At 70.9% G+C, this 26,394-nt stretch carries 21 protein-coding genes, 1 tRNA gene and 2 pseudogenes; 15 read left to right on the top strand and 9 right to left on the bottom strand.

Annotated elements, in window-relative coordinates:
• Positions 1 to 165 precede the first annotated feature (165 nt).
• The 4 genes and pseudogenes from ABZ172_RS01615 to ABZ172_RS01600 form a co-directional block, all read left to right on the top strand.
• Entirely contained in the window at positions 166 to 495 is a 330-nt protein-coding gene (locus ABZ172_RS01615; protein WP_356879003.1) for a hypothetical protein, read from the top strand.
• 231 nt (positions 496 to 726) lie between these two features.
• A complete protein-coding gene (locus ABZ172_RS01610) occupies positions 727 to 1,380 on the top strand; it encodes a YceI family protein (RefSeq protein ID WP_356879001.1) in 654 nt (217 codons plus the stop codon).
• Positions 1,381 to 1,584: 204 nt separating this feature from the next.
• Entirely contained in the window at positions 1,585 to 2,088 is a 504-nt protein-coding gene (locus ABZ172_RS01605; RefSeq protein ID WP_356879000.1) for a GNAT family N-acetyltransferase, read from the top strand.
• A 76-nt stretch (positions 2,089 to 2,164) separates the two neighbouring features.
• Positions 2,165 to 2,365 (top strand): annotated as a pseudogene (locus tag ABZ172_RS01600) (SAM-dependent methyltransferase); the annotation flags it as partial.
• 227 nt (positions 2,366 to 2,592) lie between these two features.
• Here the strand turns inward: ABZ172_RS01600 and ABZ172_RS01595 are convergent.
• Positions 2,593 to 3,618 carry an alpha/beta hydrolase gene (locus ABZ172_RS01595; protein WP_356878998.1) on the bottom strand — a complete coding sequence of 342 codons (1,026 nt, stop codon included), beginning with the start codon at positions 3,616 to 3,618 and terminating at the stop codon, positions 2,593 to 2,595.
• Between the two features lie 744 nt (positions 3,619 to 4,362).
• On the opposite strand from ABZ172_RS01595, the gene ABZ172_RS01590 reads away from it, so the two are divergent.
• The 3 genes from ABZ172_RS01590 to ABZ172_RS01580 all read left to right on the top strand — a co-directional run bounded on the left by ABZ172_RS01590 (position 4,363) and on the right by ABZ172_RS01580 (position 6,649).
• Entirely contained in the window at positions 4,363 to 5,547 is a 1,185-nt protein-coding gene (locus ABZ172_RS01590; protein ID WP_356878996.1) for a globin domain-containing protein, read from the top strand.
• Positions 5,544 to 6,242, top strand: coding sequence for a pyridoxamine 5'-phosphate oxidase family protein (locus ABZ172_RS01585; protein ID WP_356878994.1), 699 nt, complete (start codon positions 5,544 to 5,546; stop codon positions 6,240 to 6,242). Before ABZ172_RS01590 ends, ABZ172_RS01585 begins: the two co-directional genes overlap by 4 nt.
• 251 nt (positions 6,243 to 6,493) lie before the next feature.
• Positions 6,494 to 6,649 carry a hypothetical protein gene (locus tag ABZ172_RS01580; protein WP_356878992.1) on the top strand — a complete coding sequence of 52 codons (156 nt, stop codon included), beginning with the start codon at positions 6,494 to 6,496 and terminating at the stop codon, positions 6,647 to 6,649.
• Positions 6,650 to 6,967: 318 nt separating this feature from the next.
• Here the strand turns inward: ABZ172_RS01580 and ABZ172_RS01575 are convergent, their stop codons facing one another.
• A complete protein-coding gene (locus ABZ172_RS01575) occupies positions 6,968 to 8,482 on the bottom strand; it encodes a hypothetical protein (RefSeq protein ID WP_356878990.1) in 1,515 nt (504 codons plus the stop codon).
• Positions 8,483 to 8,837: 355 nt separating this feature from the next.
• Here ABZ172_RS01575 and ABZ172_RS01570 point away from each other — a divergent pair, with 355 nt between their 5' ends.
• Positions 8,838 to 9,704 (top strand): septum formation family protein, encoded by an 867-nt coding sequence (locus tag ABZ172_RS01570; RefSeq protein WP_356878988.1) that lies wholly within the window; start codon positions 8,838 to 8,840, stop codon positions 9,702 to 9,704.
• A 184-nt stretch (positions 9,705 to 9,888) separates the two neighbouring features.
• On the top strand, positions 9,889 to 10,692 hold the full coding sequence (locus ABZ172_RS01565) for an N-formylglutamate amidohydrolase (protein WP_356878986.1): 804 nt from the start codon (positions 9,889 to 9,891) through the stop codon (positions 10,690 to 10,692).
• 81 nt (positions 10,693 to 10,773) lie between these two features.
• On the opposite strand, the gene rbsD is transcribed toward ABZ172_RS01565, so the two are convergent.
• Genes rbsD through ABZ172_RS01540 form a run of 5 tightly spaced genes read right to left on the bottom strand, consistent with a single transcriptional unit; the run spans position 10,774 to position 16,612 of the window.
• Complete coding sequence (gene rbsD, locus ABZ172_RS01560) at positions 10,774 to 11,163, bottom strand: D-ribose pyranase (RefSeq protein WP_356878984.1); 390 nt, start codon at positions 11,161 to 11,163, stop codon at positions 10,774 to 10,776.
• Positions 11,160 to 12,086 (bottom strand): ribokinase, encoded by a 927-nt coding sequence (locus ABZ172_RS01555; RefSeq protein ID WP_356878982.1) that lies wholly within the window; start codon positions 12,084 to 12,086, stop codon positions 11,160 to 11,162. The genes rbsD and ABZ172_RS01555 overlap by 4 nt, the downstream gene beginning before the upstream one ends.
• Before the next feature lie 20 nt (positions 12,087 to 12,106).
• A complete protein-coding gene (locus tag ABZ172_RS01550; RefSeq protein ID WP_356878980.1) occupies positions 12,107 to 14,071 on the bottom strand; it encodes a substrate-binding domain-containing protein in 1,965 nt (654 codons plus the stop codon).
• Complete coding sequence (locus tag ABZ172_RS01545; protein ID WP_356878978.1) at positions 14,061 to 15,599, bottom strand: sugar ABC transporter ATP-binding protein; 1,539 nt, start codon at positions 15,597 to 15,599, stop codon at positions 14,061 to 14,063. The genes ABZ172_RS01550 and ABZ172_RS01545 overlap by 11 nt, the downstream gene beginning before the upstream one ends.
• Positions 15,596 to 16,612 (bottom strand): LacI family DNA-binding transcriptional regulator, encoded by a 1,017-nt coding sequence (locus ABZ172_RS01540; RefSeq protein WP_356878976.1) that lies wholly within the window; start codon positions 16,610 to 16,612, stop codon positions 15,596 to 15,598. The genes ABZ172_RS01545 and ABZ172_RS01540 overlap by 4 nt, the downstream gene beginning before the upstream one ends.
• A gap of 286 nt (positions 16,613 to 16,898) precedes the next feature.
• On the opposite strand from ABZ172_RS01540, the gene ABZ172_RS01535 reads away from it, so the two are divergent.
• The 5 genes and pseudogenes from ABZ172_RS01535 (at position 16,899) to ABZ172_RS01515 (ending at position 23,796) form a co-directional block, all read left to right on the top strand.
• Positions 16,899 to 18,653, top strand: a complete 1,755-nt coding sequence (locus ABZ172_RS01535) for a hypothetical protein (protein ID WP_356878974.1) — start codon at positions 16,899 to 16,901, stop codon at positions 18,651 to 18,653.
• A gap of 518 nt (positions 18,654 to 19,171) precedes the next feature.
• Positions 19,172 to 19,483: pseudogene (locus ABZ172_RS01530) on the top strand (IS3 family transposase); the annotation flags it as partial.
• A gap of 640 nt (positions 19,484 to 20,123) precedes the next feature.
• Positions 20,124 to 20,669 (top strand): hypothetical protein, encoded by a 546-nt coding sequence (locus ABZ172_RS01525; RefSeq protein ID WP_356878972.1) that lies wholly within the window; start codon positions 20,124 to 20,126, stop codon positions 20,667 to 20,669.
• 51 nt (positions 20,670 to 20,720) lie between these two features.
• Positions 20,721 to 23,021 (top strand): hypothetical protein, encoded by a 2,301-nt coding sequence (locus ABZ172_RS01520; protein WP_356878970.1) that lies wholly within the window; start codon positions 20,721 to 20,723, stop codon positions 23,019 to 23,021.
• Between the two features lie 37 nt (positions 23,022 to 23,058).
• The gene (locus ABZ172_RS01515; protein WP_356878968.1) at positions 23,059 to 23,796 is read left to right on the top strand and encodes a hypothetical protein; all 738 of its coding nucleotides are present in this window, start codon (positions 23,059 to 23,061) and stop codon (positions 23,794 to 23,796) included.
• A gap of 373 nt (positions 23,797 to 24,169) precedes the next feature.
• Here ABZ172_RS01515 and ABZ172_RS01510 read toward each other — a convergent pair whose 3' ends face one another.
• Both ABZ172_RS01510 and ABZ172_RS01505 read right to left on the bottom strand, forming a co-directional pair.
• Positions 24,170 to 24,574: a hypothetical protein gene (locus ABZ172_RS01510; RefSeq protein ID WP_356878966.1), complete on the bottom strand. Its 405-nt coding sequence runs from the start codon at positions 24,572 to 24,574 to the stop codon at positions 24,170 to 24,172.
• A gap of 199 nt (positions 24,575 to 24,773) precedes the next feature.
• Positions 24,774 to 24,861: transfer RNA gene (locus tag ABZ172_RS01505), tRNA-Leu, on the bottom strand.
• Between the two features lie 188 nt (positions 24,862 to 25,049).
• Between ABZ172_RS01505 and ABZ172_RS01500 the strand changes: the two genes are divergently transcribed.
• Positions 25,050 to 26,387, top strand: a complete 1,338-nt coding sequence (locus tag ABZ172_RS01500; protein WP_356878964.1) for a DUF2254 domain-containing protein — start codon at positions 25,050 to 25,052, stop codon at positions 26,385 to 26,387.
• Positions 26,388 to 26,394: the final 7 nt, after the last annotated feature.

Below are 26,394 nucleotides of genomic sequence, written 5' to 3'. Positions count from 1 at the left end.
AACGCCGGAGAACGCCCCTCCAGGGGCTGTTATCAAGAGTTCACGCCGAAAGCTGCCCTGCGCGGCCTGACCGCCGCCGCCCTTGCCGTCCTCCGTCCCACCACCTCCACCGCCGTGGTCCCCTCGGGATCCCCGTCAGGAAAACGCTCGCGGTTCGCCACGGTCATGACCGCCCTCTTGGCCGCGAGCGGCCTGCTGCTGGTGACCGCGGCGCCCGCGAGTGCCGAGGTGAAGTCGACCTGCGGCACCTACATCTGTGTCGCCACCGCGTATCAGGGTCGCGACTACGTCCAGGACATCACCGTCACCACGAGGGACGGCCTGCCCGGCACACTGCGCGCGTTCGTCGGTGACCACCGGGGGAGCAAGCCGAACGTCTCGCGGTGGCGGTTCGTCATCAACCGGGAGTTCAGGGCCTACCCGAAGCCGGCCGTCTGCGGTGGACTCGACCGTGGTGGCCGCGTCATCGAGAACCACTGCGTGCTGCTCCCCTGACCCCACCCGGTCCTCTCGTCACGTCGCTGCGGGCCTCGGTGGACGCAAGTGCGTCCACCGAGGCCCGCAGCGATTCCGGCATCGCAGGTTCCGGGCGAACCGGGCTCAGGAAAGGGGCTTTTACACCATCGCCACCGCCGGGACATCACCTTGTGAAGTTCCGACCATAAATGTTGGGGTTCCGGATCATCTCTTGCGGACATCTCTTGCCTGAGGGTAACTGTCTGTTCCATGAACCTCTTCAGCCGCAGCTCCCTGCTCCGCCGCCCGGGGTCCGCCGCGGAGGACCCCGCGGGAACCGGGTCCACCGGTGCCCCGGTCCTGCCCGATCCCGGTCTTGCGGCTCTCACCGGAGAGTGGATGATCGACCCCGCGCACAGCAGGATCGGTTTCTCGGTCCGGCACGCCATGGTGACGACCGTACGCGGCGCGTTCCTGGAGTACGAGAGCCGGCTCTACTTCGACGGGCGCGACCCCTCCCGCTCCCGGGCGGAGATATCGCTGGCCACCGCGAGTGTCGACACGGGCGTGGAGCAGCGCGACGCACATCTGATCGGCCGTGACTTCCTGGACGCGGGGAGGTACCCGCGACTGAGCTTCGTGAGCACCGCCGTACAGATCGTCGACAAGGACGTCTACCGCATGACCGGTGACCTCACCATCCGGGGCATCACGGGGCCCGTGGACCTGGACCTCACCTACATCGGGCACGTCACCGACCCGTTCGGTTATGAGCGGGTCGGCTTCGACGGGACCACCACCATCAACCGTTCCGACTGGGGCCTCACCTACAACGCCCGGCTCGCCGAGGGGGGCGCCATGGTGAGCGAGCGGCTGCGCCTCCAGTTCGACATCGCCGCGATCCGCACGCCCGTACCCGCCTGACACTCCGCCGGCCTCGGTGGTGGGCTCTGCCGTCGTACGCCGCGCCACTGTGGCGACCGGTCCGAGCCCGCCGGGACGGTGAGGCGGCCCGAGCCCGTCGCAGCAGTGGCGCGGCGGCCGGGGAAATGCAGATGCCGAGGAGCGCGTCGGCCGGAAAGAGATCCCCCGGCCACCGTCGCCGTGTGTACGGGGCAGAGTGGAGGCATGTCGACGTACGAGACGATGCCCTTCCACCTCCGGACCGAGCGGCTCATCCTGCGGCCCTGGGCCGCGTCGGACGCCGCCGAGTTCTCCGCTCTGCTGGGCGAACGCGGGGACGGCACTCCCTCGGTCCGGCGGATCCGGGCGTCCATCGGAGGTCTGCTCACCGCGACGGAGACCACGGGGATCGCCCTGCTGCCCATCCAGCGCCAGGAGGAAGGCGACTTCATCGGATACTGCGGGTTGATCATCGGGCGCTCCACGCTGGAGGAGCCCGAGATCGCCTACGAGTTGTTCCAGCGCGTGCACGGCCGCGGCTACGCCACCGAGGCCGCCGCCGCAGTGCTCGACGCCGCCGCGGCGACCGGGCGGAAGCGGCTCTGGTCGACCGTCGGCGCGCGGAACACGCCGTCGCTCCGCGTCCTCGAGAAGCTCGGCTTCGAGCGGGATCACGTCTCCACCGAGGACAACGGCGAGGTGGTCTGGCTCACCCGCTCGCTGTCCTGACACCCGGTCGCACTCCGGGGCGCCTGGTCCCGGCCGCCCCGGAGCGCCCGGCGCTCACGCCCGGTGTGCGGCGCTCATCGACAACGACCCGATCGTGCTCACCCACGCCCGGGCACTGCTGGTCAGCGGACCCGAGGGGCAGACCGACTACATCCAGGCGGACGCGCGGGACGTGGACGCCATCCTCGACGCGGCCTCGCGCACCCTGGATCTCGACCGGCCGGTCGGCCTGATGCTGGTGGCGATCCTCCAGTACATCAAGGACGCCGAGGACCCTGGTGCGGCGTCGCCCGCAAGGCCTGACGGCCCGCGTCCCGGGATCGCGCATCGGGCCACGGCCGCAGCAGCAGCCACGAACACAGCAACGGCAACGGCAACGGCCACAGCGGGCCCTCGGCGTCCCCACCCGGTCCGCCGGGGCGGGGCCGTCCGCGCCCCGGCGCCCCTCCATCCCCGCGCCGCCCCGACGGAGCCTCCGCTCCCCCGCACGCCGGCCCTGCGTCCTCAGGGGGCGCCGGGGCCGTGCGGCCCCTTCCGGTCACGGTCCGCGGCGGGTCCGGGCGCGGGGCCGGCGGGCGGGCCGTCCGTGCGGCCCGGCCGCCCGGCGCGGAGCAGTTCGCGCCAGTGCTCCTGGCTCCAGTCGGCCGGGGCCGTGGTGCGGATGAAGTCCGCGATCACGGTGTGGAAGCGGGCCGGGTCGGTGTGGAAGGGGAAGTGCCCCGCCCCCTCGAAGATCTCCAGGCGGCTGCCGGGCATGGCCGCGTGGGCGCCGTGGGCGTGCCGGACGGGGACGACGCTGTCCCGCGAGCCCCACAGCAGGAGGGTCGGCATGCCCTGGGCCAGATAGCAGCGGTCCAGCATGGTGACGGCCTGGCCGCGCCAGTCGACCACCGCGCGCAGCGTGCTGATGAACGCGCTCCGGGAGGTGGTGTCGGGGAGGGCGTCCACGAGGTCGAGCAGTTCGGCGGCGTCCTGGCCGAGGTCGGTGTCGAGGTACCTGATCAGCCGGGCGAACAGTCCCACCTGGGCGCGCATCCCGGGCAGCCGCAGCGTGGACAGCATGAGGTCGGCGCCCGGGAGGGACACCGCGCGCAGGACGGGGTTCACCTCCCGTCCCACGCCTCCCGCGCTCACCAGGATGAGCCGGTCGGTGCGTTCGGGGTACTGGTAGGCGAACTGCATGGCCACACCGCCGCCGAGCGAATGGCCGACGAGGGTGGCGCGTTCGATGCCCAGGACGCCCAGCAGGTCCCTGATGCCGTTCGCGTAGCCGGCCACCGAGTAGTCGGCCCGGGGCTTGTCGGAGTCTCCGTGGCCGAGCAGGTCGGGGGCGATCACGGTGTAGTGGCGTGCCAGCCGGGGGATCACCTGCGCCCAGGTCGCGGAGGAGTCGCCGATGCCGTGGATGAGCAGGACGGCGGGCCCGTGTCCGGCCGTCCTGTAGGCACGGCGGTAGCCGTGGATGGTCCGGTGGGACAGGCCCACGCCCTGCTGGGCCTGTCGTCGTCCGCGTGCTGGTGGGCCGGGCACGGCACCGCCTCCGTCCGCTGCTCCGAGGATTCCCGAGCGAGGGTGGGAAGCTCCCGCACCACCCGGCTCACCCGGGACGTTCCGGGCGGCGCCCGGACGGGATTCGGGTGGCGCCCGGACGCGATTCGGGTGGCCGCGCACCACTCGGGCATTCGTAACATGTGCGGCGCGGACACCGCGGAAGACGCGCCCTGGCTCCGTCGTGGTGCCGTCCGCGCGGGCAACGGGCCCGCGTCCGCCGCGGTGGCGCGTGGGCCGTGCCGGGGCGGTGCGGCGTCCGGTGGCCGCGGGGCGCCGCCGGGCGGTTCGCGCACCTTGGATATTTGCACACCGAATCTCCCCATCTCTCCCCCGGGCGGGCCGGCCGGAGGCCCGCGCACCGATCCCGGCCGGGCGGGATGCCGGAGGTTGCGACGGACACGGATCTCACATCCGCGGGCTGCGAACTGGGCGGGTACCGCCGTTTTGCGCCCTTGTGGCCTGTTTTTCGAATGAAAAAAAGATCTCAAGAATGGGTTTGGTTGCGCTGCTCTATGTGCACAATGACTCGTCCGCTGATCACACTTTCGCAGTTCTGATCCTTAAGGACACGAAACGTACATCTACGATTGCGAACTTTTTCTTGTCAGCACATCTGGTACGCCTGGTGATCCCCTCGCTGCTCGCGACACCGGCTGACCCTCGCCCCGTTGCCGCCCGACGCGTGCGGACGCACCTTCCCCCGTTCTCCGGCGGAGGTGGAAGATGACGTCCGGCCCGCTGTCCGACCGGGAGATCTCCCTCGTCCGCACGAGCCTCACCGTGGTGGCACCGCAGGCCACGGAGATGACGGTGTACTTCTACGCCATCCTGTTCGCCCGGTACCCCGATGTGCGCGGGCTGTTCCCGGAGAACATGGACACGCAGCGCGACCGTCTGCTGCGGGGGCTGCTGCGCATCATCGATCTCGTCGACGACGTCGACAACCTCGTGCGGTTCTGCTCGCGTCTCGGCCGGGACCACCGGAAGTTCGGCGCGCTGGAGGCCCACTACCCGGCGGTCGGCGAGTGCCTGCTGGCGTCCCTGGAGCGCTTCGCGGGAACCGCGTGGAACGACGAGGTCGCCGCGGCGTGGACCCGTGCCTACACCGTCGCCGCGCAGGTGATGACCGACGCGGCCGCCGACGACACGCGGCTGCGTCCGGCCACCTGGGAGGCGCAGATCGTCCGGCACGAGCACCGTGGCAACGGCATCGCCGAGATCACCGTGCGGCCCGACCAGCCGTACCCCTTCGTGGCCGGCCAGTACGTGAGCGTCGAGACCCCCTGGTACCCGCGCACCTGGCGGCACTACTCCCCCGCCCACCTGCCGCGCCCGGACCACACCCTCACCTTCCACGTGCGTGCGGTGCACCGCGGCCAGGTGAGCAACGCGCTCGTGCACCACGCGGTCCCCGGCCACCGGGTGCGGCTCGGGCCGCCGCAGGGTGACATGACACTCGCCGCCGCAGGCGATCGCGACCTGCTGTTCGTGGCGGGCGGGACGGGTCTGGCGCCGATCCGGGCCCTGCTGGAGGAGGCCGCCGTCTCCGGGATGCGGCGCTACGTGGACCTGTTCGTCGGAGCCCGGACCGCCGATGAGCTGTACGGCCTCGACGACATGCTGCGGCTCGCCCAGCGCCACCACTGGCTCTCCGTGCGGGCGGCCGTCTCCCACCAGAGCATTCCCGGCCAGCAGGGGACACTCCCGCAGGTGCTGCACGAGTTCGGCCCCTGGGACCGGCACGAAGCCTTCCTGTGCGGCCCCCCGGACATGGTCACCAGCGCCGTGCACACGCTGCTGCGCCAGGGCACGCCCCGGGCCCACATCCACCACGACCCGCTCGACTCCCCCGTCCTCACCGCTCCCCTCATACCGCCACGATCCGGTCAGGAGTACGACCAGCTGTGACCCGTCACCACGCAACCCCGTCGCAGGGCGAGCGCGCGCTGCAGAGCCACCTCGGCACGAGCGAGCGCGCCGACGCGTTCTACGACCGGCAGGTCCGTCCGTACCTCACCGCGGACATGGGTGACTTCATCCGCCGCCAGTCGATGGTCTTCGTGTCGACCGCCGACGCCCGCGGGAACTGCGACTCGACCTTCCGCGGAGGGCCTCCGGGATTCGTCACCGTGCTGGACGACAGCACCCTGGCCTACCCCGAGTACCGGGGGAACGGCGTGATGGCGAGTGCAGGCAACATCACCGAGAACCCGCACATCGGTCTGCTCTTCATGGACTTCACCCGCGACCACATCGGACTGCACGTCAACGGCGGGGTCCAGCTCGTCAGCGACCAGGAGCTGCGCGCCGTCCACCCCTGGGTGCCCGCCGACAGCGCCCCCGGCCGGTATCCCGTGATGTGGACCCTGATCAGCGTCCACGAGGCGTACGTGCACTGCTCGAAGCACATCCCGCACCTGGAGCCGGCGCCCCGTCCCCTGGGACTGGCGCGCGCCCCCCGCCCCAAGGACGCCGAGTACTTCACCGGCCCCGCCCCGCAGCCCGTGGCGAACGGCACCGTCCCCGGCTACCTCGAGCACACCCGGCCGGCCCCGGCGATGCCGCCGGCCATGCCGCCGCCGATCGGTTCGCACGACCGCTGAAGGAGGCCTCCGCGGGCCGTTTCGGCCCGCTCGGAGCAGGGTCCGGAAATCTTGTCCGAAGGCAATCGTTCCGGCGTGCATGGGCGGCCGGGGGCAGGGCACACGGAGGAAGCACGGCACCGGCCGTGCAACCGCCGAACGCACGACGGCCCCGGTCAAGCCCGGTGAGCCTGGTGCGGGAGGCGGGTCGTGAGTGGTGCGCGTCGGACACGACGAGACGCATCGAAGAGACCCGAAGAACGGACCTGACAATGATTCTCCTTGGTGCCATCCTCCTCATCATCGGCCTGCTGGTCGGTGTCTCGCTGCTGACGACCATCGGTGGCATCCTCGTCGTGGTCGGCGCGATCCTGTGGATCCTCGGCGCGAGCGGCCGCAAGATCGGTGGGCGCAAGCACTACTTCTAGACGCGGCGACCACCGTCGCCGCAGGCAGTGGTGATCAGCGGGTCTCGGCGGACGGCGGCCGCACGTGTGTGTACCGCGGCTGCCGCGGGACACCGCTGATCAGGGAAGTGACCGCGGGGTGCGGGTCCGTCACGGAGGCCACGGGAGAGGCCCTCCGAGCGCTCGCCCCCCGGCACTCCGGGACCACCCGCCCCGTCCTGCGCGGCAGAGGACGTTCGACGCCGCCCGCCCGCCCCGTCGCGGGCGGCACGTCCGGACACGCCGGCTGCCCACGGGTACCGGCGGACCGGACCCCTCGGCGAGGCGGGAACGCTCCGCTCAGCCGGCCTTCTCCGCGTCCGGGGACTCCTCCGGCGTGGGGCCCGGCAGCAGAAGGACCCGGCCGGTCGGCAGGGACACCACCCGGGCACCCCGGGTGAGGGCCGCCGGTACGGTGCCGTCGGACGCCAGGACCGCCACGGGCACGTGGCGCGCGAGTCCGCGGAGCGCCTCCGGCGTGATGCTCGCGTCATGCCCCTCGGTCTGCCGCGAGGCGCACCCCGCGTAGTAGGCGATCGGCACGGCGTCCTCGCCGCTGACCACGCACGGCGGACGCACCCCCATCCCGTTCAGCGCTCCGGCGACCGCGGCGAACCGCGCGCCGGTGGCCCGGCTGGTGCCGGTCACATGGCTCAGCACGGAGAGCTGGATGCCGAGGTGGACCGCCAGGGCCAGGGCCAGCCCGGCTGCTGCCGACGGACGGCGGGCCCGGTGCGCACGGGCGAACAGGTGCCTGAGGTGCTCGGCGGCCGGCACGGCCAGCAGCGCGTAGGCGGGGAGCAGGAAGCGGGGCGCCGCGTACTCGACCAGGAACAGGTACGGCACGGCCGTCGAGAGTCCCGTCACGGTGGCCAGCAGAGCAAGGCCACCTCGGCCCGCACGCCGGGCCGCCACGATCCCCCCGGCCACGAGCACGGGCAGCGCCGCCCACCACAGCGCGGTGGCCGGGTTCTCCCACCCGATGTCGCAGGGGCGGCAGAGGGTCCGTCCGGCCAGCGCCCGCAGGTGGTCGTCGACGGCGATGTTCCAGCCGAGCCCGCCCTGGATCTCACCGGCCCGGTGCAGCCGGGCGACCGGACCCCCGTAGTGGGCGTACGCCTCGGCCGTCCAGGGCGCGCAGCCCGCCACGAGCCCGCCGACGAGCGCGGCGCAGAGGCCCGGCAGGCGGCGGCCGGTCAGGAGGAGGGCCGCGAGCGCCAGCGGCAGCGCGAGCCAGAAGCCGTCCGCGGGGCGCATCAGCGCGACGAACGCCACGGCCGCCCCCGCCCCGGCACGCTCCGCGGGTCCCGCGGCGCCGCGCAGCGCCCTGCCGGTCCAGCCCGTCGCGGCCAGCGAGCCCAGGGCGCACCACAGGTTGGGCATCGCGGCGGGACCGTAGAACAGGGTCGGCCACAGACCGGCGAACAACGCACCGGCGCCCACGAGTACGGGGGTGGGCAGCAGCCTGCGCCAGATCCACAGGACGGCGACCAGCGTGAGGGCGGACAGCAGGGCGAGACAGATCCGCAGTGCGGTGGTGGACGCGGTGAAGGCCGCGACAGGAGCCACCAGGTAGGAGATTCCCCGGGCGCGCGGTGCGCTGAAGAAGGCGGCCGGGGCACTGCCGCCTACCTGGCTCACATAGACGGTCTCGTCCCAGGCGAGCCCCGAACCCGGTACGACGCAGACCAGTTGGACCACGGCGAAGAGCCCTCCGACCGCCGCAAGCCACGGCAGGGGCCCCGTGCCGCGCCGGATCGGCCGGACGAGGACCGGGACGGGCCGCGCCATGGGCGTCGGCCGGGTTCCGTACATGACCGCTCCCGTGTTCACCGGCGCCGCGAAGGGGCGCACGGCCTGGGTCAACGAGCGAGCGGCGACGGGAGTCACGCGGGACCCGGGGAACCGGGTGGGCGTGCTGCTTCCGCGCGTTCGCCGGTCTCCCGGCGGGCGCACCACGACAGGTCTCCCGGCAGGCGCACCACGGCAGGGCGGTCAGGGCGTCCGGGCGTCCGGGCACGGCACCGGGGCGTCCGGCAACCACCGGCGCGGCTCCGGGCGGTGGTGGCGGGCGGGTCGCGGGCGGATCGTCCGCGCACGGCTTCGTCACACCGATGCCATACGATGCGCACATCTGTTCGTAGCTTTTGCATTTGAGGATGCCCACATCATGTTCTTCGGTGTCACGTCCCGTTCCGCGCGCGGCATGTCCGCCGCTGTCGCCCTCCTCGCGATCGGCGCGGTGGGCTGCGCCGACGCCTTCGACAGCGCCAGGACGGCGGTGCGGACCCGGTCGGTCTTCTCGCTCTCCCCCGGGGACTGCTACAACCCGCAGAGCGGGGTGTCCGACACCGAGGAGCTGAGCGTCGAGATCGTGCCGTGCGACGAGGCCCACGAGGGGCAGGTCGTCGCCGAGTTCGACATCGAAGGGGAGTCCGAGTACCCGGGCGAGGACGGGGCGACGACGATCGCGGACAAGCGGTGCCCGGCGGAGTCGCAGGACTTCCTCTCCGACACGTGGACGGTGCCGGAAGGCGTCGGCCTCTTCTACTACTTCCCCACCGCCGACAGCTGGAAGACCGGTGACCGGGCCGTGAGCTGCACCTATGCCAAGGAGTCGGGCACCTTCTCGGGGACGCTCAGGAGCAAGGGCCTGACGGCGGAGCAGCGCGCCTATCTGAAGGGCTCGAACGGCGTCTACGAGGCCTTCTGGGGCAATCAGCCCGAGGCGGAGCAGCCCGAGGACGACATGGCGGGCTACAAGGCGCAGGCCGATGCCGTCTCCCGGGCGCTGAAGTCCCACCTGACCGCGCTGAAGGGGATCGACCGGCCGGAGTCGGTCAAGCTCCGCACGCAGCTGAAGGGCGCTCAGAAGGCGTGGCAGGACGCCGCCGAGGCCGCCACCAGCGACGACTTCTACGTCGCCTACGACCTGGGCTTCACCGGCATCGACCCGAACAGCACGGTCGCCGCCCGCAAGGAGCTGAAGCTCGCCGCCACCGTCCCGGCCGACGACGCCGAGGTCTGGGCGAGCTGACCCCGCGCGCGGGCCGGTCCGGTGGACGGGCCGGTCCGCGAAGTCCGGCGGGGTCCCGCGCGGTTCGCTCCCCGTGGTGAGGTGGGACCGGGCACGAGGGCTCCGGAGCACCGGCCGGTCCCGGCCCCGCCACGACACCGCACGCACGCACCCACGCACCCACGCACCCACGCACGAGGACGCCATGCCGACACCGGAGCCCGCCGCCTTCCGGACGTTCCCGGGCGCGCCCGGGTCTCCGGTGCTGCTGCACGTCCCGCACTCCTCGCGGGTCGTCCCGCGGCAGGTGCGCGACGGCATCGTGCTCGACGACGGTGCGCTGACGGCCGAGCTCGACCACCTCACCGACGCGCACACGGCCGAACTGGCGGAGCGGGCGGCCGGTTTCTGCTCCGTACCGCCCTGGCGTCTGGTCAACGGCCTGTCACGGCTGGTCGTCGACCCCGAACGCTTCCCCGACGACCGTGAGGAGATGCTGGCCGCCGGGATGGGCGCGGTCTACACCCGGACCGTGCACGGGCAGCGGCTCCGCCCGCCCGGGGCGGATCCCGGTCCCCTGCTCGACCGCTACTTCCACCCCTACGCGCACGCCATGACCGCGGCCGTCGACGACCGGCTCGCGGCAGCCGGACGCGCCGTCGTCGTCGACGTCCACTCCTACCCGTCGGCGGCGCTCCCCTACGAACTGCACGGCACCGGCCCGCGCCCTCCCGTGTGTCTGGGCACCGACGGCTTCCACACCCCGCCGTGGCTCCTCGCGGCGGCCGAGGAGGCGTTCGCCGGATTCGGCGGCACCGGGCTGAACAGCCCCTTCTCCGGTACGTACGTGCCGCTGAAGCACCACGGGACGGACCGGCGGGTCGGCGCGCTGATGATCGAGATCAGGCGCGATCTGTACATGACCGAGCCGGGCGGCCCGGCCGGACCGGGACTCGACGCACTCGCCGGCGCGCTGGCCGGGCTGGTGGACGCGCTCACGGACCGGTGACGGTCCGGGCGTCGGGACCCGGGCGCCAGAACCTGTGTGTCAGAACCTGTGTGTCAGAACCTGCGGGTCAGAGCCTGTGGGTCAGAAGAAGACCCCGCACCTCAGCAGGACGTTCGCGTACGGACGGGCCTCCCCCGTGCGCACCACCAGCCGGGCGGTGGCCGTGCGTTCCTTCAGCCGTTCGTGGGTCACCAGCTCCAGGCCGGGGAGCCGGGCGGTGAGCAGGCGGGCGGCTTCCGGGTTGGCCTCCCGTATCTCCCCGGCCGCCGTCGCGCCCTCCACCACGAGCTCGTCCAGGAGCCCGTCCAGGACCTCGGCGAAGGACGGGACGCCCGCCCGGAAGGCCAGGTCCACCAGGCGGGGGCCCGGCGGGATCGGCATGCCCACGTCGCAGATCAGGACCTCGTCCCCGTGGCCGAGTGCGGCCAGCGCGCCGGCGAGGTGCCGGTTCAGGATGCCTGACTTCTTCACAGGGCCGCGACCTCCTCCGCGGTCGGGAAGGACGCCTGCGCGCCCTCCCGGGTGACGGCCGCCGCGCCGACCCGCACGGCGAACGCCGCCGCCCGGGCGAGGTCCTCGCCCAGGCCGAGCCGCCAGGCGAGGGCGGCGGTGAACGCGTCGCCCGCCCCGGTGGTGTCCACGGCGGCGACCCGGGGGCTCGGCACCCGGACGGGACCGCCGTCGGTGCGGGTGTCGAGGACCAGGGCGCCCTCCGCGCCCAGGGTGATCACCACCGAGTGCGGTCCCAGGGCGACGAGCGCCCGCGCCCGGTCCTCGGGGGTGCCGTCCGCGCCGTCCCCGAGGAGGGCGCGCGCCTCGTGCTCGTTGACCACGAGCGGGTCGCAGGCGGTCAGCACCTCCGCGGGGAGCGGCGCGGGCGGGGAGGGGTTGAGGACCAGCCGGGCGCCGGGCGCCAGCGCACGGGCCGTCTCCGCGACGGTGTCCAGCGGGATCTCCAGCTGGACGGAGACGACGCGGGCCGACGCGAACAGGGGGGCCGCGGCCCTGACGTCCTGCGGGGTCAGCCGGGCGTTGGCCCCCGGGGAGACGACGATGCTGTTGTCCCCCGAGGGGTCGACGGTGATGAGGGCGACGCCGGTGGGCGCGCCGCCGACGAGGACCCCGCCCGTGTCGACGCCCGCCTGCTGCTGCGAGGCGCGCAGCAGCAGGCCGTGGGCGTCGTCGCCGACCCGGGCCAGCAGCGCCGTGCGGGCGCCGAGGCGGGCTGCGGCGACCGCCTGGTTGGCGCCCTTGCCGCCGGGGTGGACGGCGAGGTCGCTGCCGAGCACCGTCTCGCCGGGGCCGGGGCGCCGTTCGACGCCCACCACCAGGTCGGCGTTGGCCGAACCGACGACCAGGAGGTCGTACGGGGCGGGGTCATCGTGTCCGTGCATCAGGGTGGTGCCTTCCGTGATCAGGAGAAGTCGGCGACGTTCTGCCGGGTGACGACCTTGACCGGTACCTTCACCATGCTGTCGACCTTCTCGCCGTCGGCCGCGCGGACCGCGTTCCGTACGGCGATCTTCCCCAGTTCCCTGGGCTGCTGGGCGACCGACGCGTACAGCGTGCCGGCCTCGACCGCCGTCAGGCCGTCGGGGGTCCCGTCGAAACCGACGACCGGGACGGACTTCCCGGCCCTGCCGCCCAGTGCCTTGACGGCGCCGAGCGCCATCTCGTCGTTCTCGGCGAAGACGCCGTCGATGCCGGGGTGGGACTGGAGCAGGTTGGTCATGACGTCCAGGCCCTTGGTGCGGTCGAAGTCGGCCGGCTGGCTCGCCACGACCTTGATCCCGGGGTAGGCCTCGATGCCTTCGGTGAAGCCCGCGCCGCGTTCGCGGCTGGCGGAGGTGCCGGCGGTGCCCTGCAGGACGATGATGTCGCCCTTGCCGCCGAGCCGGTCGGCGAGCGCCTTCGCGGCCAGCTTGCCGCCCGCCACGTTGTCGGAGGCGACGAGGGTGGCGATCTCCGCCTTGTTGACGCCGCGGTCGGCGGCGACCACGGGGATGCCCGCCTTGTCGGCCCCGCGGACACCCGGGCCGACCGCGTCGGAGTCCACCGGGTTGACGATGACCGAGTCCACGCCGGAACTGGTGAAGTTCTCCAGCTGGTTGGCCTGCTGCGAGGCGTCGTTCTGGGCGTCGGTGACGGTCAGGTCGACGCCGGCCGCCTCGGCCTCGGCCTGCGCGCCCTCCTTCATCTGCACGAAGAAGGGGTTGTTCAGGGTGGAGAGCGACATGCCGACCTTGGTGGTGGCCGCGGAGGAACCGGACTTGGCGTAGGTCACGGCGGCGACGACGGCGGCCACGCAGACCAGCGCGACGCCGGCCTGCAACGCTCCCCTGCGGCCCTTCCCCGGTGATCCCGGCCCCGCGGACGAGCCGCCGGCGGTCGCGGCGCCGGATCCCGCCTTGCGGCGCAGCGTGTCGAGCAGCACCGCGAGGGCGATGACGACGCCGATGACGACCTGCTGCCAGAACGCGGACACGGACAGCAGGTTGAGGCCGTTGCGCAGGACCGCGAGAATCAGCGCGCCGATCAGGGTGCCGGAGGCCTTGCCGACGCCGCCCGCGAGGCTGGCTCCGCCGATGACGACCGCGGCGATCGCGTCGAGTTCGTACCCCTGCGCGGCCTGCGGCTGCGCGGAGACCAGCCGGGAGGCGAGCACGATGCCCGCGACCGCCGCGAAGAGGCCGGACAGGGCGTAGATCGCCAGCTTCTGCTTCTTGACGCGCAGTCCGGAGAGCCGGGCGGCCTCCTCGTTGCCGCCGATGGCGTACATCGAGCGGCCGAGGTAGGTGCGGGCCAGGACGAGCGCCGCTATGAGGCCCATGGCGATCATCACGAGGACGGGGACGGGCAGCCATCCGCCGAGCGTGTCACCCAGCACGGAGACCGAGTCGGGGAAGGGGATCGGCCGGCCCTGGGAGATGACCAGGGCGAGCCCGCGGGCCACCGAGAGCATGGCCAGCGTCGCGATGAACGAGGGCAGTTTGCCGTAGGCGACCAGGGCGCCGCTGACGAAGCCGCAGGCGATGCCGGTCGCGACGGCGAGGACCACCGCCAGCCAGACGGGGAGGCCGGCGGAGGTCGCCGACCAGGCGAGGACGGTCGCGGAGAGCGCGGCGACCGAACCGACGGACAGGTCGATGCCCGCCGAGACGATGACGAAGGTGACGCCGAACGCGAGGATCGCGGTCACCGCGGCCTGGACGCCGACGTTCAGGAGGTTCTGGGTGGTGAGGAAGTCGCCGGAGAGCAGCGACATCGCCACCAGGAGGACGACCAGTGCGCTGAGGGCGCCGTTGTCGAGCAGGAGGCGGCGGAGGGTGTGTCCGGCGCCGCCCCCGCCCGTCGTGCTCGGATGCGTGTCAGTGGCCACGGGGGCCCTCCTCTGCCTTCTCGGTGGGTGTGGTGACGGGTGCGGCGCTGACGGCGAGTGCCATCACGGCGTCCTGGGTGGCTTCGTGCGCGGGGAGTTCGCCGGCGATGCGGCCCTGGGCCATGACCAGGACCCGGTCGCTCATGCCGAGGACCTCGGGCAGATCGCTGGAGATCATCAGGACGGCGTGTCCGGAGGCCGTCAGCTCGTTGACGAGCTGGTAGATCTCGACCTTCGCCCCGACGTCGATGCCGCGCGTCGGCTCGTCGAGGATGAGCACCCGGGTGTCGGCCAGGAGCCACTTGCCGATGACGACCTTCTGCTGGTTGCCGCCGGACAGCGTGCGGACGTGCTGGCCGGGTCCGGCCATCCGCACGCCCAGCTGCTGCGCGATGCGCGCGGCTGCGGTGCGCTGCCCCTTGACGTCGACGAATCCCGAGCGGGTCGCCGCGCGGAGGGTGACGAGGCCGAGGTTGTCCTGGACCGAGGCGTCGAGCACGAGGCCCTGCCCCTTGCGGTCCTCGGGGACGAGCCCGATCCCGGCGCCCATCGCGGCGGTCACGTCGTGCTTGCCCAGCCGCTCGCCGTTCACGTCGACGGTGCCGGAGTCGTAGGGGTCGGCGCCGAAGACGGCGCGGGCGACCTCGGTGCGGCCCGCTCCGACGAGTCCGGCGAGGCCGACGACCTCACCGGCCCGCACGTCGAAGCTGATGTCGTGGAAGACCCCGTCGCGGGTGAGCCCGCGGACGGAGAGCAACGGCTCGCCCGTCTCCGGGCGTTCGCGCGGGTACTGCTGCTCGATGCTGCGGCCCACCATGAGCTGGACGAGTTCCGTCTCGGGGGTCGAGGCGGGCACCTGGTCGATGCTCCGGCCGTCGCGCAGGACGGTGACACGGTCGCCGAGGGCGGCGATCTCGTCGAGGTGGTGGGTGATGAAGACGACGCCGACGCCGTCCGCGCGCAGCTGCCGGACGATGCCGAAGAGCCTGTCCACCTCCTCGGAGGTGAGCACGGCGGTCGGCTCGTCCATGATCAGGACGCGTGCCTCCAGGCTGAGCGCCTTGGCGATCTCGACCATCTGGAGGCGTGCGATGCCCAGTTCACGGACCCGGGCCCGCGGTGAGACGTGCAGCCCGACCCGGCGCAGGAGCGTCTCGGCCTCGGCCTCCATGCGCCGCCGGTCGATCATGCCGAAGCGGCGCGGCTGGCGGCCGAGGAAGATGTTCTCGGCGACCGTCAGATCGGGTACCAGGTTGAACTCCTGGTAGATCGTGGCGATCCCGAGCCTCTCGGCGTCCTGCGCGCCGTGGATGCGCACCTCCCGGCCGCCGGCGAAGATCCGGCCGCCGTCCGGCCGGTGGGCGCCGGAGAGCATCTTGATGAGGGTGCTCTTGCCGGCGCCGTTCTCGCCGAGCAGGACGTGCACCTCACCGCTGCGCAGGTCGAAGTCGACGCCGTCCAGGGCGACGACGCCGGGGAAGGTCTTGCGCAGACCTTCGATGCGCAGCAACTCGGTTGATCGGATCACTCGTTGCTCCCGGGGACGGAGGTGCGCTCGCCGCAGGAGCTGCGTACGACGAGGGTGGCGGGCAGGGTGACGGACTGCGGGGGCCGGCCCTCGACGATGTCGACGAGGGCCCGCACCGCGGCACGGCCGAGGTCGCCCGTCGGCTGGGCGATCGCGGTGATCGGCGGGTCGGTGTGGACGAACCAGGGGATGTCGTCGAAGGCCGCGATCCCGATGTCCTCGGGGACGCGCAGTCCGTGTGCGCGGACGGCGTCGAGGGCGCCGAGCGCCATGAGGTTGTCGGCGGCGAAGACGATCTCGGGCGGTTCGGGCAGGGCCAGGAAGTGCTCGGTGGCGCGGCGCCCGCTCTCGGCCTGGAAGTCGCCCTGTCCGATGTGGGCGTCCGGCAGGGCGAGTCCGTGGGCGGCCATCGCCTCCCGGAAGGCCTCGACGCGCTCGTCGCCGGTGGTGGTGGCCGCCGGGCCGGCGATGATGGCGAGCCTGCGGTGGCCGAGGGCGTGGAGGTGGGCGACCAGGTCCTGGATGGCCCGGTGGCCGTCCGCGCGCACGACGGGGATGTCCACCCCGGGGATCCAGCGGTCGACGAAGACCATCGGGGTGCCGGTGCGCGCGACGTCCAGCAGCAGCGGGGACTCCCCGTCGGCGGGTGAGACCAGGAGCCCGTCGATCCTGCGGTCCAGGAGCGTGCGCACGTGGTGGTCCTGCTGTTCGGGGCGCTCGTCGGCATTGCCGATGATCACGCTGTAGCCGAGCGCGCGGGCCTCCTCCTCGACGGACCGGGCCAGCGCGGTGAAGTACGGGTTGAGCACGTCGCTGATGACGAGGCCCAGCGTGCGCGTCTGGTCGGTGCGCAGTGAGCGGGCCACGGCGTTGGGCCGGTAACCGAGGGCGTCCACGGCGGCGAGGACGCGTGCGCGTGCGTCCGGGCTGACCGAGGGATGGCTGTTGAGGACGCGGGAGACCGTGGCGACGGAGACGCCCGCCCGGGCCGCGACATCCTTGATGCTCGCCATTTCCGGACCACCTCCTTGTGGTTTCCGAGGGCCTCGAAACCGGCGGACCATGCCGTGGAATCGATTACACGGATGATTGGAATCGATTACATGGCGGAAATCAACCCCCTGTACGGCGCCCGAGGCCGGATCGTGATGCGCCGCTCCCCCGGGGCGCCCCGTCGGGGGCTGGCCGTAATCCGCTGCCGGAGACATGTCCGAGACGATCCGGAGAGATGCCGCCGGTTCCATCGCCCCGGGCCGACCCGGCCCGGCAGGACACGCGACACGACGCACTGGAGGTGCGATGGACAGCGGGGCAGCTCAACGCTCGGCGCCCGGCCGCAGACCCGTGAAGGGCGGCCGGACGGGCACCGGTGGCCGACGGCGGTGGTGGTCCCGCTGCGCCGTCCTGGCCGCGGCCGCCGTGAGCGCCGCGCTGCTGACGGCTCCCACGGCGCAGGCGGCGCGCGCGGCGGAACCGGCTCCCTGTCCGCAGCTCCCCTGTGAGGGGGCGGATCCGGGCAAGGTCACCGCGTGGCAGTCCGGCGGGGCGCCGAAGGTCTTCAAGGAGACGACCCTCGCCTCCGGGACGCGGATCGTCCAGTACACCGGCAAGCCGGCCTGGGACACGTCCAGCGGCAGGACCTACACCTGGGCCGAGGTGCACTTCGGGTCAGGCGTGGAGAACGGACGGCTGTGGCTGCGCGCCGTCGACAACTGGGGCGACGGCATCAACATCATCACGCCCGTGGACCATCCGCGCGCCTACCGCGGCACCGACGGCACCACCGGGATGTTCCTGTACTCGACCTCGGTCCCCCGGGGCACGTACGCCAACAGCGCCTGCGTCAGCGACGGCACCGAGCGCGGCTGCCTGACCGAGTACAGCGCCGAGGTGGTGCCCTGGGGTCCGTGCGAGGGCTGGTGCGCCGAGGCCGACCCGAAGGCGATCCCCGCGTCGGACTGGTCCTACGTGGAGCGTTCCGACTACCACCGGGTCGAGCTGCCGTCGGGCGCGTCCGTGCAGCAGGCCTCGGGACGCCTCAAGCAGGGCGGTTACCTGGGCTGGGCGGAGGGCGTGCTCCCCGCCGGCGGACGCTACTGGCTGGAGGCGTGGCAGGGCTCGGGCCGCTGGGGCGAGGTGTACTCCGAGCTCCCGCGCGACGGCGCCTCCCGTACGGCGACCGGCTCCACCCGGGCCTTCTCCTGGCTGCCCGAACTGCGGGCCTGCGTCAGCGACTCGACGGGCACCGAGTGCACCACCGACGGGGAGGACATGGCAACGCCGCCGGCCCAGGCCCCGTGCGCCACGCTGCCGTGCACGGGCATCGACCCGGCGAGCGTCACCGAGTGGATGCCGCTCTACGATCCCGAGGTCGTCGAGGACGCCGACATCTACCAGGGCGGACGCCTCAAGATCTACAAGGGCCGTCCCGCCTGGGATCCGTACCACTTCTACTACTGGGGCGAGGCCGAACTCCCGCCGGGCCGCGACGGTGTCTCGGCCACCCTGATGAAGCACGCCTCCGGTGGCCCCGACTCCCGCACCGCCCGCCCCGAGCCGCTGCCCGGCGGCCGGCTGACCGCGTCCGGCAAGACGAAGATGATCGCCCTGGACCCGTTGTCCGGTGACCAGATCGCCGGGCTGGTGGCGGACGGCAAGAAGTGGGCGTTCGCCACCCACCAGGGCAACAACATCTACCAGACCTCCGTCCAGGGCCCGATCGGCCCGTGCGCGCCGGGTGAGGCGTGCGAGGGCGTCACCCCGGACAAGGTCACCACCTGGTCGTCGAAGGCGACGGACTGGGACACGGCGGAACTGCCGAACGGCGCCCGCGTCACCCTGTCCGGCGGCCGGCCCGACTGGTCGGTGAGCGACGACTACGCCTGGGCGCACTCGGCCTCCTCGGGTGTCACCGTGTGGCTGGAGGACAAGCAGCCGGGCGGGACCTACGCGAAGGTCGCCGACGCCGGGGTGCTGAAGGCGACGGACGGCCGCCGGGTACGGGCCTGCCTGAGCGACGGCACGACGACCAGGTGCACCACGCCCGTGTCGTGACCCGCACGAGGTGATCGGGGGGCGGTCCGGGACACGGCGTCCGGCCCGCTCCCGGACCCGCACCAACGCGAAGAACCCCGGCTGGGCCGGGGTTCTTCGTGGTGTGTGGTGGCCAACCGACACTACCCCCTGGCCTGCACTGATGAAGCCCGCCAGCTGTGATCGTTCCCGGCTCGAACAAGATCAGTTTCCAGGGCATCTGCTGTCAATCACCGATGACGTCGCCGACGGCTCGGCGCTCGCCAAGGCGGAAGACCTCACCGCTCCAGCGGCCCCAGGGGACTGCGCCCGTTCGGCGGCGTGACCTGCCTGCTCGGAGATACGGACGCCACCGTTCGGTGTGCGAACGGGTCGCCCAGGCCCGCCTCTCCACCAGCGGATCCCGTACCCCCAGCCGGTGACGGCCAGACGCCCCGCGGCGCGTGTACGGAGGGCTGCCGCTTTTACGTGAGCACCGTCGTCACAGCCTGGGCTGCGCCTGCTTCACGTCGCCCGCATCCCTCTGTCGGGCTCCCGCAGTGCACAGCGATCGCGGGTCGCAGTTCCGGTCCCGGAAATTCGTCCGCGCACTCGGCCGCCACCAGATCGTCGGCTCGATAGGACGGGTCGGAGCGGCGGGCGACAATGCGGCCATGAGGTCCTTCTTCAGCCTGCTGCAGAAGAACGTCCTCGACCGCCGCGCATGGGCCACCCACCAGGAACTGTGGATCGCCATCGTGACCTGGACCGAGAAGACCTACCACCAGCGCCGTCGACAAGCCGCACTCGGCCGACTGCCCCCCGTGGAATTCGAAGCCGTCATGTCCACATCGGCCCTCCAGGCCGTGTGACTGAACCTGTCGCCCAACCCTGCATCAGCCCCTTCAGCTGACGCAGCTAAATGGGCAGTCGGCTGCGTGGAACGGCACAGTCTTGATCACGAAAGTCAGTGCGAGTGGGAATCCGCTGCACTTCGGCTGTTCACTTGTGTGACAGCAGTTAACTCCTGGGGTTGAATTTACAGCGGGTTATTGGCTGGAAACGCCGAAGGGGAGACTGGTGCCGCCTGGCACACTCACCACGTGAAATTAATCGCGACTCGCTTCGCTCTCTCGCCGCTCACCAGCCTGAAGGCAGTCCGCATGATGCATAAGTCGGACTGGAGCTTGTCGTTCGACGTGGCTTGGCGGGCCATCCGGGTCGCGAACTGCCCTGATGAGCTCGGGTATCGCGAGCACGGCCACAGCCCGAAGGTCATCCGGAACCCCGCGACGGATCAGGCTCCACCTTCCCCTTGAGTGGATAGCACTCAATGCGCATGCAAGCCGCACAGGCGATTCGCATTCGAACCAATTTTCACAATGTCGGTGTTGATCATCTGCTGCGGTCTAATTTAAGCCATGCTCGGTTGAATTGAGGTGCATGGCGGAGGTGGGGCGGTACTAATGGACCTCGTTCTATGTCCGGGGCCATGTCTTCTAGGGGGATCTCGTGTCTGGTGTCGTGGACTTTTCCGCAGTCGTCGGTGGTGCTTTGCCAGCGACGCTAACGTTTCTGTACCAGCGGTTGGACGCAGTCTTAGAGCGTCGGCGTTCCGGCCAAACGGCAGAGCCCGAGGCTGATCCGGAGATCCCCGCCGAGCTGGTGGGCGACCTGGAGTTGCCGCTTCGCATCGACCCGGACCGCCTCGCATCCCGACTCCCTGTGCTGGAGGTCTTGGCTCTCGCCATGACGCCGTACACGCGCGCCCCGGAACGGATCACCGCCGAGGACGCCGAGCTGATGCAGATGATGGGGCGTGTGCGAGAGGCCTTGGAGGACGTCTACGGTCAGCGGTTCACCTTCCAGGGTGAGATCCGCGAGCGATCGGGGCCGCTCAGCGAGCAGCACTACGACACGGTGGCCGGCGAAGTGACCGGCTTGGAGGCACAGGAAGCGATCCGCGGTTCGGCCTCGAGCGTGATCAGGGCAAAGCGCGTGGAACCAGGCGGAAGGGTGGTCGGCATGCGGGCACCGGTCATCGACGGCCGAACCTGACGCCCCCTCCCAACGCCGGGTCCGCTCACATCAGCCAGAAGGAGACCGTGCATGGCCGAGCCCGCTTCTGACAACACCGATACCGCCGCGGAGCCTGACCTGGAAGAAGGCGTGGCAGACGGCGAAGGACAGGCCTCGGATGCTGCACCCGGAAGCGTGGCTGCGGATCCTGCGGGCCCGCACGCGGAGGGGGAAGCGACGGGTTCGGCCGCAGCCCCTCAAAGGGGCGCGGAGCTCGGCGCTGCGACCGAGGACGAGACCGATTCCACGGCTGACCGCGATCCTGCCCCCTCACCGGCGGGCCGTCCCTCCGGTGCATATGCCAGTGTCCATGCGGATACCAACCACGGCACCCAGATCGGGCAGTGGTTCGAGGCCGTTCAGCGTCACAGTGGTGCGCCTTTGCCTCCGGAGATGGTAGAGCGGGACCTCGCGGAGTACGTTTCCATCGAGAACGGGGTGGAGCTCTCCCGGCTGCTGGAGGACAACCGCACCCTCGTGCTTTTCGCGGACCACCACGGCAGCGGCCGCTGGACTGCAGCCCTCCACCTGCTTGCCACCAGGCCTGGCGAAGCGCTGACGCTGCGCCGGATACGCCGGGAACCCGGTGACAGCTTCAGCGCGGAGGGGCTCAAGGGGCACAAGCGCACCGGGTGGATCCTCGATCTGCGCCCGAGGGAGGAGAGTATTCCCCCCTCTTGCGACTTCGGGCTTGAGCTCATGCAGGCTGACGACTTGCGCTATGACGGCTCGTACCTGGTAGTTATCCTGCGTACAGACCTTTGGAACCGCATCGGGCATGGCGCCGGAGACCTCGCACGCAGGCCGCACCCGCCCACACCAGCCTCGCTCCTTTTGAAGTACCTGAGCTCCGGCGGTATTGCCGACCCGAAGCAATGGGTTGACGACCACCGCATCAAGGAGAAACTGGCTGGTCTACGCCCGGGACAAGTCCGGGAGTGGGCCCAGACCCTTGTGCGGGCTGAGTCCGACTACCGGACCACCACCGGTCGGAGCACCGAAGCCGGGTCCGACGGCTTCAACGAGGCTATCGACGCTGCAAACAAGGCCGTTTCAGGTTGGATGGATGTGCTGACCGACTGGCACTCCAAAGATGGGCGCACCAGCTACGACCGCAACTACTTGCTCCTGGCCGCGGTCTATGACGGCGAACCCGTCGACAACGTGCACGACAGGATCCTCTCCCTTGCCCGTGCGTTGGGTGAGAAGAACGACATCTCCACCAGGCTGACGGGGCAGCAGGGACCAGGCTTGATCCAACTCGCCCACCAGCTCGACGCGGAACTCCGCCCCGATGGCACACTGCGCTTCCCCGGCCCCGGCTTCGCCGAAGCGATCGTGCGCTACTTTCTGCTGGATCGCCCCGAACTCATCGACAAGTTCATCAGGTGGACAGCAGAGTTGTGCGTCGACTTGGCGGCGCACAAGGCCGAGAAGCTCGCCGAGCGCCTGGCGCCGTGGATCCTGCACCATGCGCAGGCCGCCCGATCCACACGCACGTTACTCGTCGTGGCGACGAACTGGTCAGCGGACAGCCCCCTGGACAGGCATGCACACGCGCTATTGGTCACGGCAGCTCTAGACCCGGAGATCGGCCAGCTCACACGGAACGCCACCAGCAACTGGATTGAGAAGGGCAACGCTCCGCTCCTGAAGACCCTGGCCCACGCCTTCCAGAGCGTCACCCCGGCCCACCCCGAGCAAATGCTCCGCCGTCTGGGCGACTTGGCGAGCTCGCTCGATCAGCGGGTGCAGTTCGACATCGAACAAAGGGCCGACGTAGCGGAAGCCATTGGCGCAGCCATCGACGCCCTTTGGGGCGACGACGGTCTGCGCCCCTTGCTACGCAAGACGCTGAACACCTGGTTCGCCAGTGACCAGAAAGGGCAGCAGCAGGCTGCAAGGAGCGCCTTCATGCATCTGGCGCTGCAGCGGGATGACACTGGCTGGCTCGTTCTCCTGAGTAACTCCGAGGACTCCATTCCGGACTGGGTGATCCGCGGGTGGCGAATCGCCCTGGAATCCGAGGAGCCCACTTCGTTGACCCACCGAGCCTGTGCTGCCTGGCTGGATGCGACAGTGGCGCACCCAGGTGCGGCGGACCTGATCGTCAGCACGATGGTGCGCGCAGTACATGACTCTCCCCGTGACTACCTGAGAGGCCTGCGCTTCCTCAACCTAGTCCGGCTTGCTGAGCACTGGGTGTCTGAAGAAGACGCACCCAACAAGGAGGCCCGCCACCGGTCCCACGCCACCTTGATGCGTAGTGTCAGGGAAGCAGATCCGCACCGAGGCCGCTCACAGAGCGAGGGCGGGCCGGCGGGTGAGTAGAACCTGGCCCTGGTCGGCGCGACGGGGTTCGTTCTCTGTGGACTTCACCGCTGCGAGCGCCGACGAGGGCTTCCGCTTTACCGTCCACGCGGAGGGGCAATGGCGTAGAAGAGGGCGACTCCATCACGCACCTGAGTCTGTCGCGGCAGCCCATGTACTCGATGCGTTCTCGGAAATGGCGGCCACCTGCCCGATCGTCACCGCCAAGGAATTACAGTACCGCGCTAATGCCCGATTTGGCCGACGTGTGGACCTACCGGGCGACCGAGTCCGCGTAAATTGGGCCACTGCGCAGGTCTATGTCAGCCCGGAGGACCTGCATCTCGCGCAGGACCGCATACGCCTTCGCGCCCGCGCGCAAACGGACAGGGAGCTCAGGCAGTTGCAGGTCGTCCAGGCGCTGGCCTACCGCGATCAGCTACGCGAGGACCCTACGTTGATTCTCGCGCAGCTGCTTCTTGATTCGCCTGCGGCTGTCACCGACCAGACCCTCGCGATGATTCCCAAGATCGCTGCGTACGTGGGTACTTATGCCCCAGGTGCAGCATGGGTGCAGACCGCTCACCTGCTGGACGAGTGGTACGGCGGGTTGGCCCCGGACGCCAAGCAATTCGTCGTCGATCGCCTGTGCACTGTGGCTAGAGAATTTGGGGGAGAGAAAGTCTCCCAGCGCTTGAAGGACGCTCACAGGTTTGCTGCAGACTCATCCGGACCTACAGAAGGAACCCTTCACGAGAGTTCGACCGGCCCCTCGGGCAACCAACCCGCGGCGTAACCGGCAGGCAGGAGCGCGACTCCTTGAAGGAAGACCTCCCCCGGGCGTCTCCGTGGCTCGGCTACAGACCAGCGGTCGTGCTCATGGCCTGCTCTTCTTGCATTCTCAGCCTGTCATCAGTGATGTGCATGATGAGAATCCGGTGCGAGTCAGGCGGCAGTCCACCGACACGCAGGGAATGTTCCATTTTAAACTTTCTGCAATAACCTGTAGAGGGGTGACGTGGGCGGCGCTGTGGAATCCGGGATGCGGAACAGTACATGGCGGGCCTTGCGCTGGATCTCCTCGAGCAGGCCCGCCGCCCCCGACCACCGAGGCGCGCGAAAAATACTCCGCCCCGCAGCAGGCAGCCACCCCACCGTCGCCTGCCCCGTCAAACGCCGAAGCCTCGGCCGCGACCCGCCTTCCCCTCATCGACGTCACCCCTACCCCGGCAGGACACCCCGAGGTCTGCCGCCGTGAGTCCCTCACCTTCACCCAGGCCATCGGCATCCGTCACTGGCAGGAGCTCGACCACGGCCTCGCCCCCTGGGTCCACCACTAGTTCCGCCTTCGGAACCGTGAAGAGCACTTCAACGGCTACGCGAAGGACCACGAAGCTATTGAACGCAGCCGCACCCGCCGCATCCGCGGAATCGCAGCCCAGTCCCTCCTCCTCTCCTTCCAGATCGCCCACGCCAACCACCGCAAACTTGCCAGCTGGCTCGACACTCTCCAGACCAACGGTCCCCCCACCCGGCGACACCCCTCCAACCGTCACAAACTCAAGAACCCTCACGACTGGACCCCCAGCGGCTACCTTCTCGACACCACCCCGCGAGCCTGACCCACCCCACCCCTCACACCCCACCTGAACAGCACAAACGCATCTGGCCCTCTGCGAACCCGCAGAGGGCCAGACCACGTCCACCACAACAACAGAGCCGGTCAAAGCGACATTGTGTCGCTTTGACCGGCTCCATTTGGTCGTTTGACCGTGGTGTCCGAGGGGGGACTTGAACCCCCACGCCCGATAAAGGGCACTAGCACCTCAAGCTAGCGCGTCTGCCATTCCGCCACCCGGACAAGGTGTCTGTCGTCCCGGGGTGTTCCCCGTGGCGACGAAGAAAACAATACCAGGGGTTCGGGGTGCCCCTCACCTGCGTTTCAGGTGGTCAGTGCGGTGCGGATGCGGCCGTGCGCCCCGGGGCCGGCGGACGCGCCCGTCGTGGCGTGCCGTGTGCGCACGGTCGCTCCGGGCTACCTTCGCGGGCATGAACGGCAAGAACGTCCCGGACGACGGCAGCCGACGCGTGCACCGGCCGCCCCCGGTGGCGGCCGCGCTGCGCGAGCGGCTGCGCGACACCTTCTGGTTCGCGCCGACCGCGGGGCTGGTGTCCGTCTTCGCGCTGTGGTGGGTCCTCGTCGATCTGGACACCTGGATCGTCACGCTCCTGAAGCGGGAGGGGGCCTACCGGGAGCTCGAGGACCTGCTGGCCTTCGCCACGGACGCGCGGACGATCGTCACCACGGTCAGCGCGGCGATGATGACCTTCATCGGTGTCGTCTTCAGCATCTCGCTGGTGGCGGTGCAGATGGCGAGCGGCCAGCTCACCCCGCGGGTCGTGCGGATCTTCGTGCGCAGCAGGATCAGCAAGCTCACGCTGACGGTGTTCCTGGCGACCTTCGCGTTCTCGCTGCTCGTCCTGACGTCCTACGAGGGCGGAGCGCAGCCGGACCTCCGGCGGGTGACGTCGGTGCCGCTGCTGCAGAGCCTGCTGACGCTGCTCCTGGTCGGGCTGAGTCTGCTGCTGTTCGTCGCCTACGTCTCGTCCACCCTGCGCCTCATGCAGGTCGGGCCGGTGCTCGACCACATCACCCGGGAGTCGCTGCGCGCGCTGGCGCGGCAGCCGGACGGGGAGGCGGAGGGGCGGGTGCCGGATCCCGTCACCGCGCGGCTCGTGCACCACGGACGGGCGGGGGTGGTCCGGGACGTGGCGGTGGCGCGGCTGGTGCGCAGGGCCCGCCGGCACGGGGTCGTGCTGCGACTGGTGCCCCGGGCCGGGGACTTCGTGGTGCCGGGCACACCGCTGTTCACCGTCCACGGCGCACCCGCTCCGCCGGCCCGCGCCCTGCGGCGCACGGTCGCGGTCGGGGTGGAGCGCACCCCGTACCAGGATCCGGCGTTCGGCCTGCGGCAGTTGGCGGACATCGCGCTGCGCGCCCTGTCGCCGTCCGTGCACGATCCGACCACGGCGGTGCAGTGCCTGGACCGGATCGTGCAGTTCCTCTCCGCCGCCGTCACCATGCCGCTCGCCACGCTGCACCACCGGGACCGGCGGGGCGACGTGCGGCTGGTCCGGCGGGTGCCGGGGTGGACGGATCTCGTGGACCTGGCGTTCGAGGAGGTCCGCGGGTGCGCGGCCGACAGCCCTCAGGTCACGCGTCGGCTGCTGGCGGGGCTCGACGACCTGCTGCTGCTCGCCTCCGAGGAGCGGCGGAAGCCGCTGCTCAGGCACCGTGCGCTCCTGGTGGAGGCGGTGGAGCGCACGGCGCCCGGAGCGGTCGGCCGGGCGTTCGCACTGCACCCGGACCGGCAGGGCATCGCGTGACGGACCC

It is taken from the genome of Streptomyces sp. NPDC006296 (assembly GCF_040613235.1).
Classification (GTDB): domain Bacteria; phylum Actinomycetota; class Actinomycetes; order Streptomycetales; family Streptomycetaceae; genus Streptomyces.
The sequence above is the reverse complement of the archived record's forward strand: the minus strand, read 5'-3'. Positions and strand labels throughout refer to the sequence as shown.

Coding starts and splice junctions, on each gene's coding strand:
- ABZ172_RS01540 (WP_356878976.1), bottom strand. CDS start 16,612: ATGGCGAGCATCAAGGATGTCGCGGCCCGGGCGGGCGTCTCCGTCGCC.
- ABZ172_RS01565 (WP_356878986.1), top strand. CDS start 9,889: ATGCCGACACCGGAGCCCGCCGCCTTCCGGACGTTCCCGGGCGCGCCC.
- ABZ172_RS01580 (WP_356878992.1), top strand. CDS start 6,494: ATGATTCTCCTTGGTGCCATCCTCCTCATCATCGGCCTGCTGGTCGGT.
- ABZ172_RS01615 (WP_356879003.1), top strand. CDS start 166: ATGACCGCCCTCTTGGCCGCGAGCGGCCTGCTGCTGGTGACCGCGGCG.
- ABZ172_RS01605 (WP_356879000.1), top strand. CDS start 1,585: ATGTCGACGTACGAGACGATGCCCTTCCACCTCCGGACCGAGCGGCTC.
- ABZ172_RS01590 (WP_356878996.1), top strand. CDS start 4,363: ATGACGTCCGGCCCGCTGTCCGACCGGGAGATCTCCCTCGTCCGCACG.
- ABZ172_RS01610 (WP_356879001.1), top strand. CDS start 727: ATGAACCTCTTCAGCCGCAGCTCCCTGCTCCGCCGCCCGGGGTCCGCC.
- ABZ172_RS01535 (WP_356878974.1), top strand. CDS start 16,899: ATGGACAGCGGGGCAGCTCAACGCTCGGCGCCCGGCCGCAGACCCGTG.
- ABZ172_RS01555 (WP_356878982.1), bottom strand. CDS start 12,086: ATGCACGGACACGATGACCCCGCCCCGTACGACCTCCTGGTCGTCGGT.
- ABZ172_RS01575 (WP_356878990.1), bottom strand. CDS start 8,482: ATGTACGGAACCCGGCCGACGCCCATGGCGCGGCCCGTCCCGGTCCTC.
- ABZ172_RS01500 (WP_356878964.1), top strand. CDS start 25,050: ATGAACGGCAAGAACGTCCCGGACGACGGCAGCCGACGCGTGCACCGG.
- ABZ172_RS01520 (WP_356878970.1), top strand. CDS start 20,721: ATGGCCGAGCCCGCTTCTGACAACACCGATACCGCCGCGGAGCCTGAC.
- ABZ172_RS01570 (WP_356878988.1), top strand. CDS start 8,838: ATGTTCTTCGGTGTCACGTCCCGTTCCGCGCGCGGCATGTCCGCCGCT.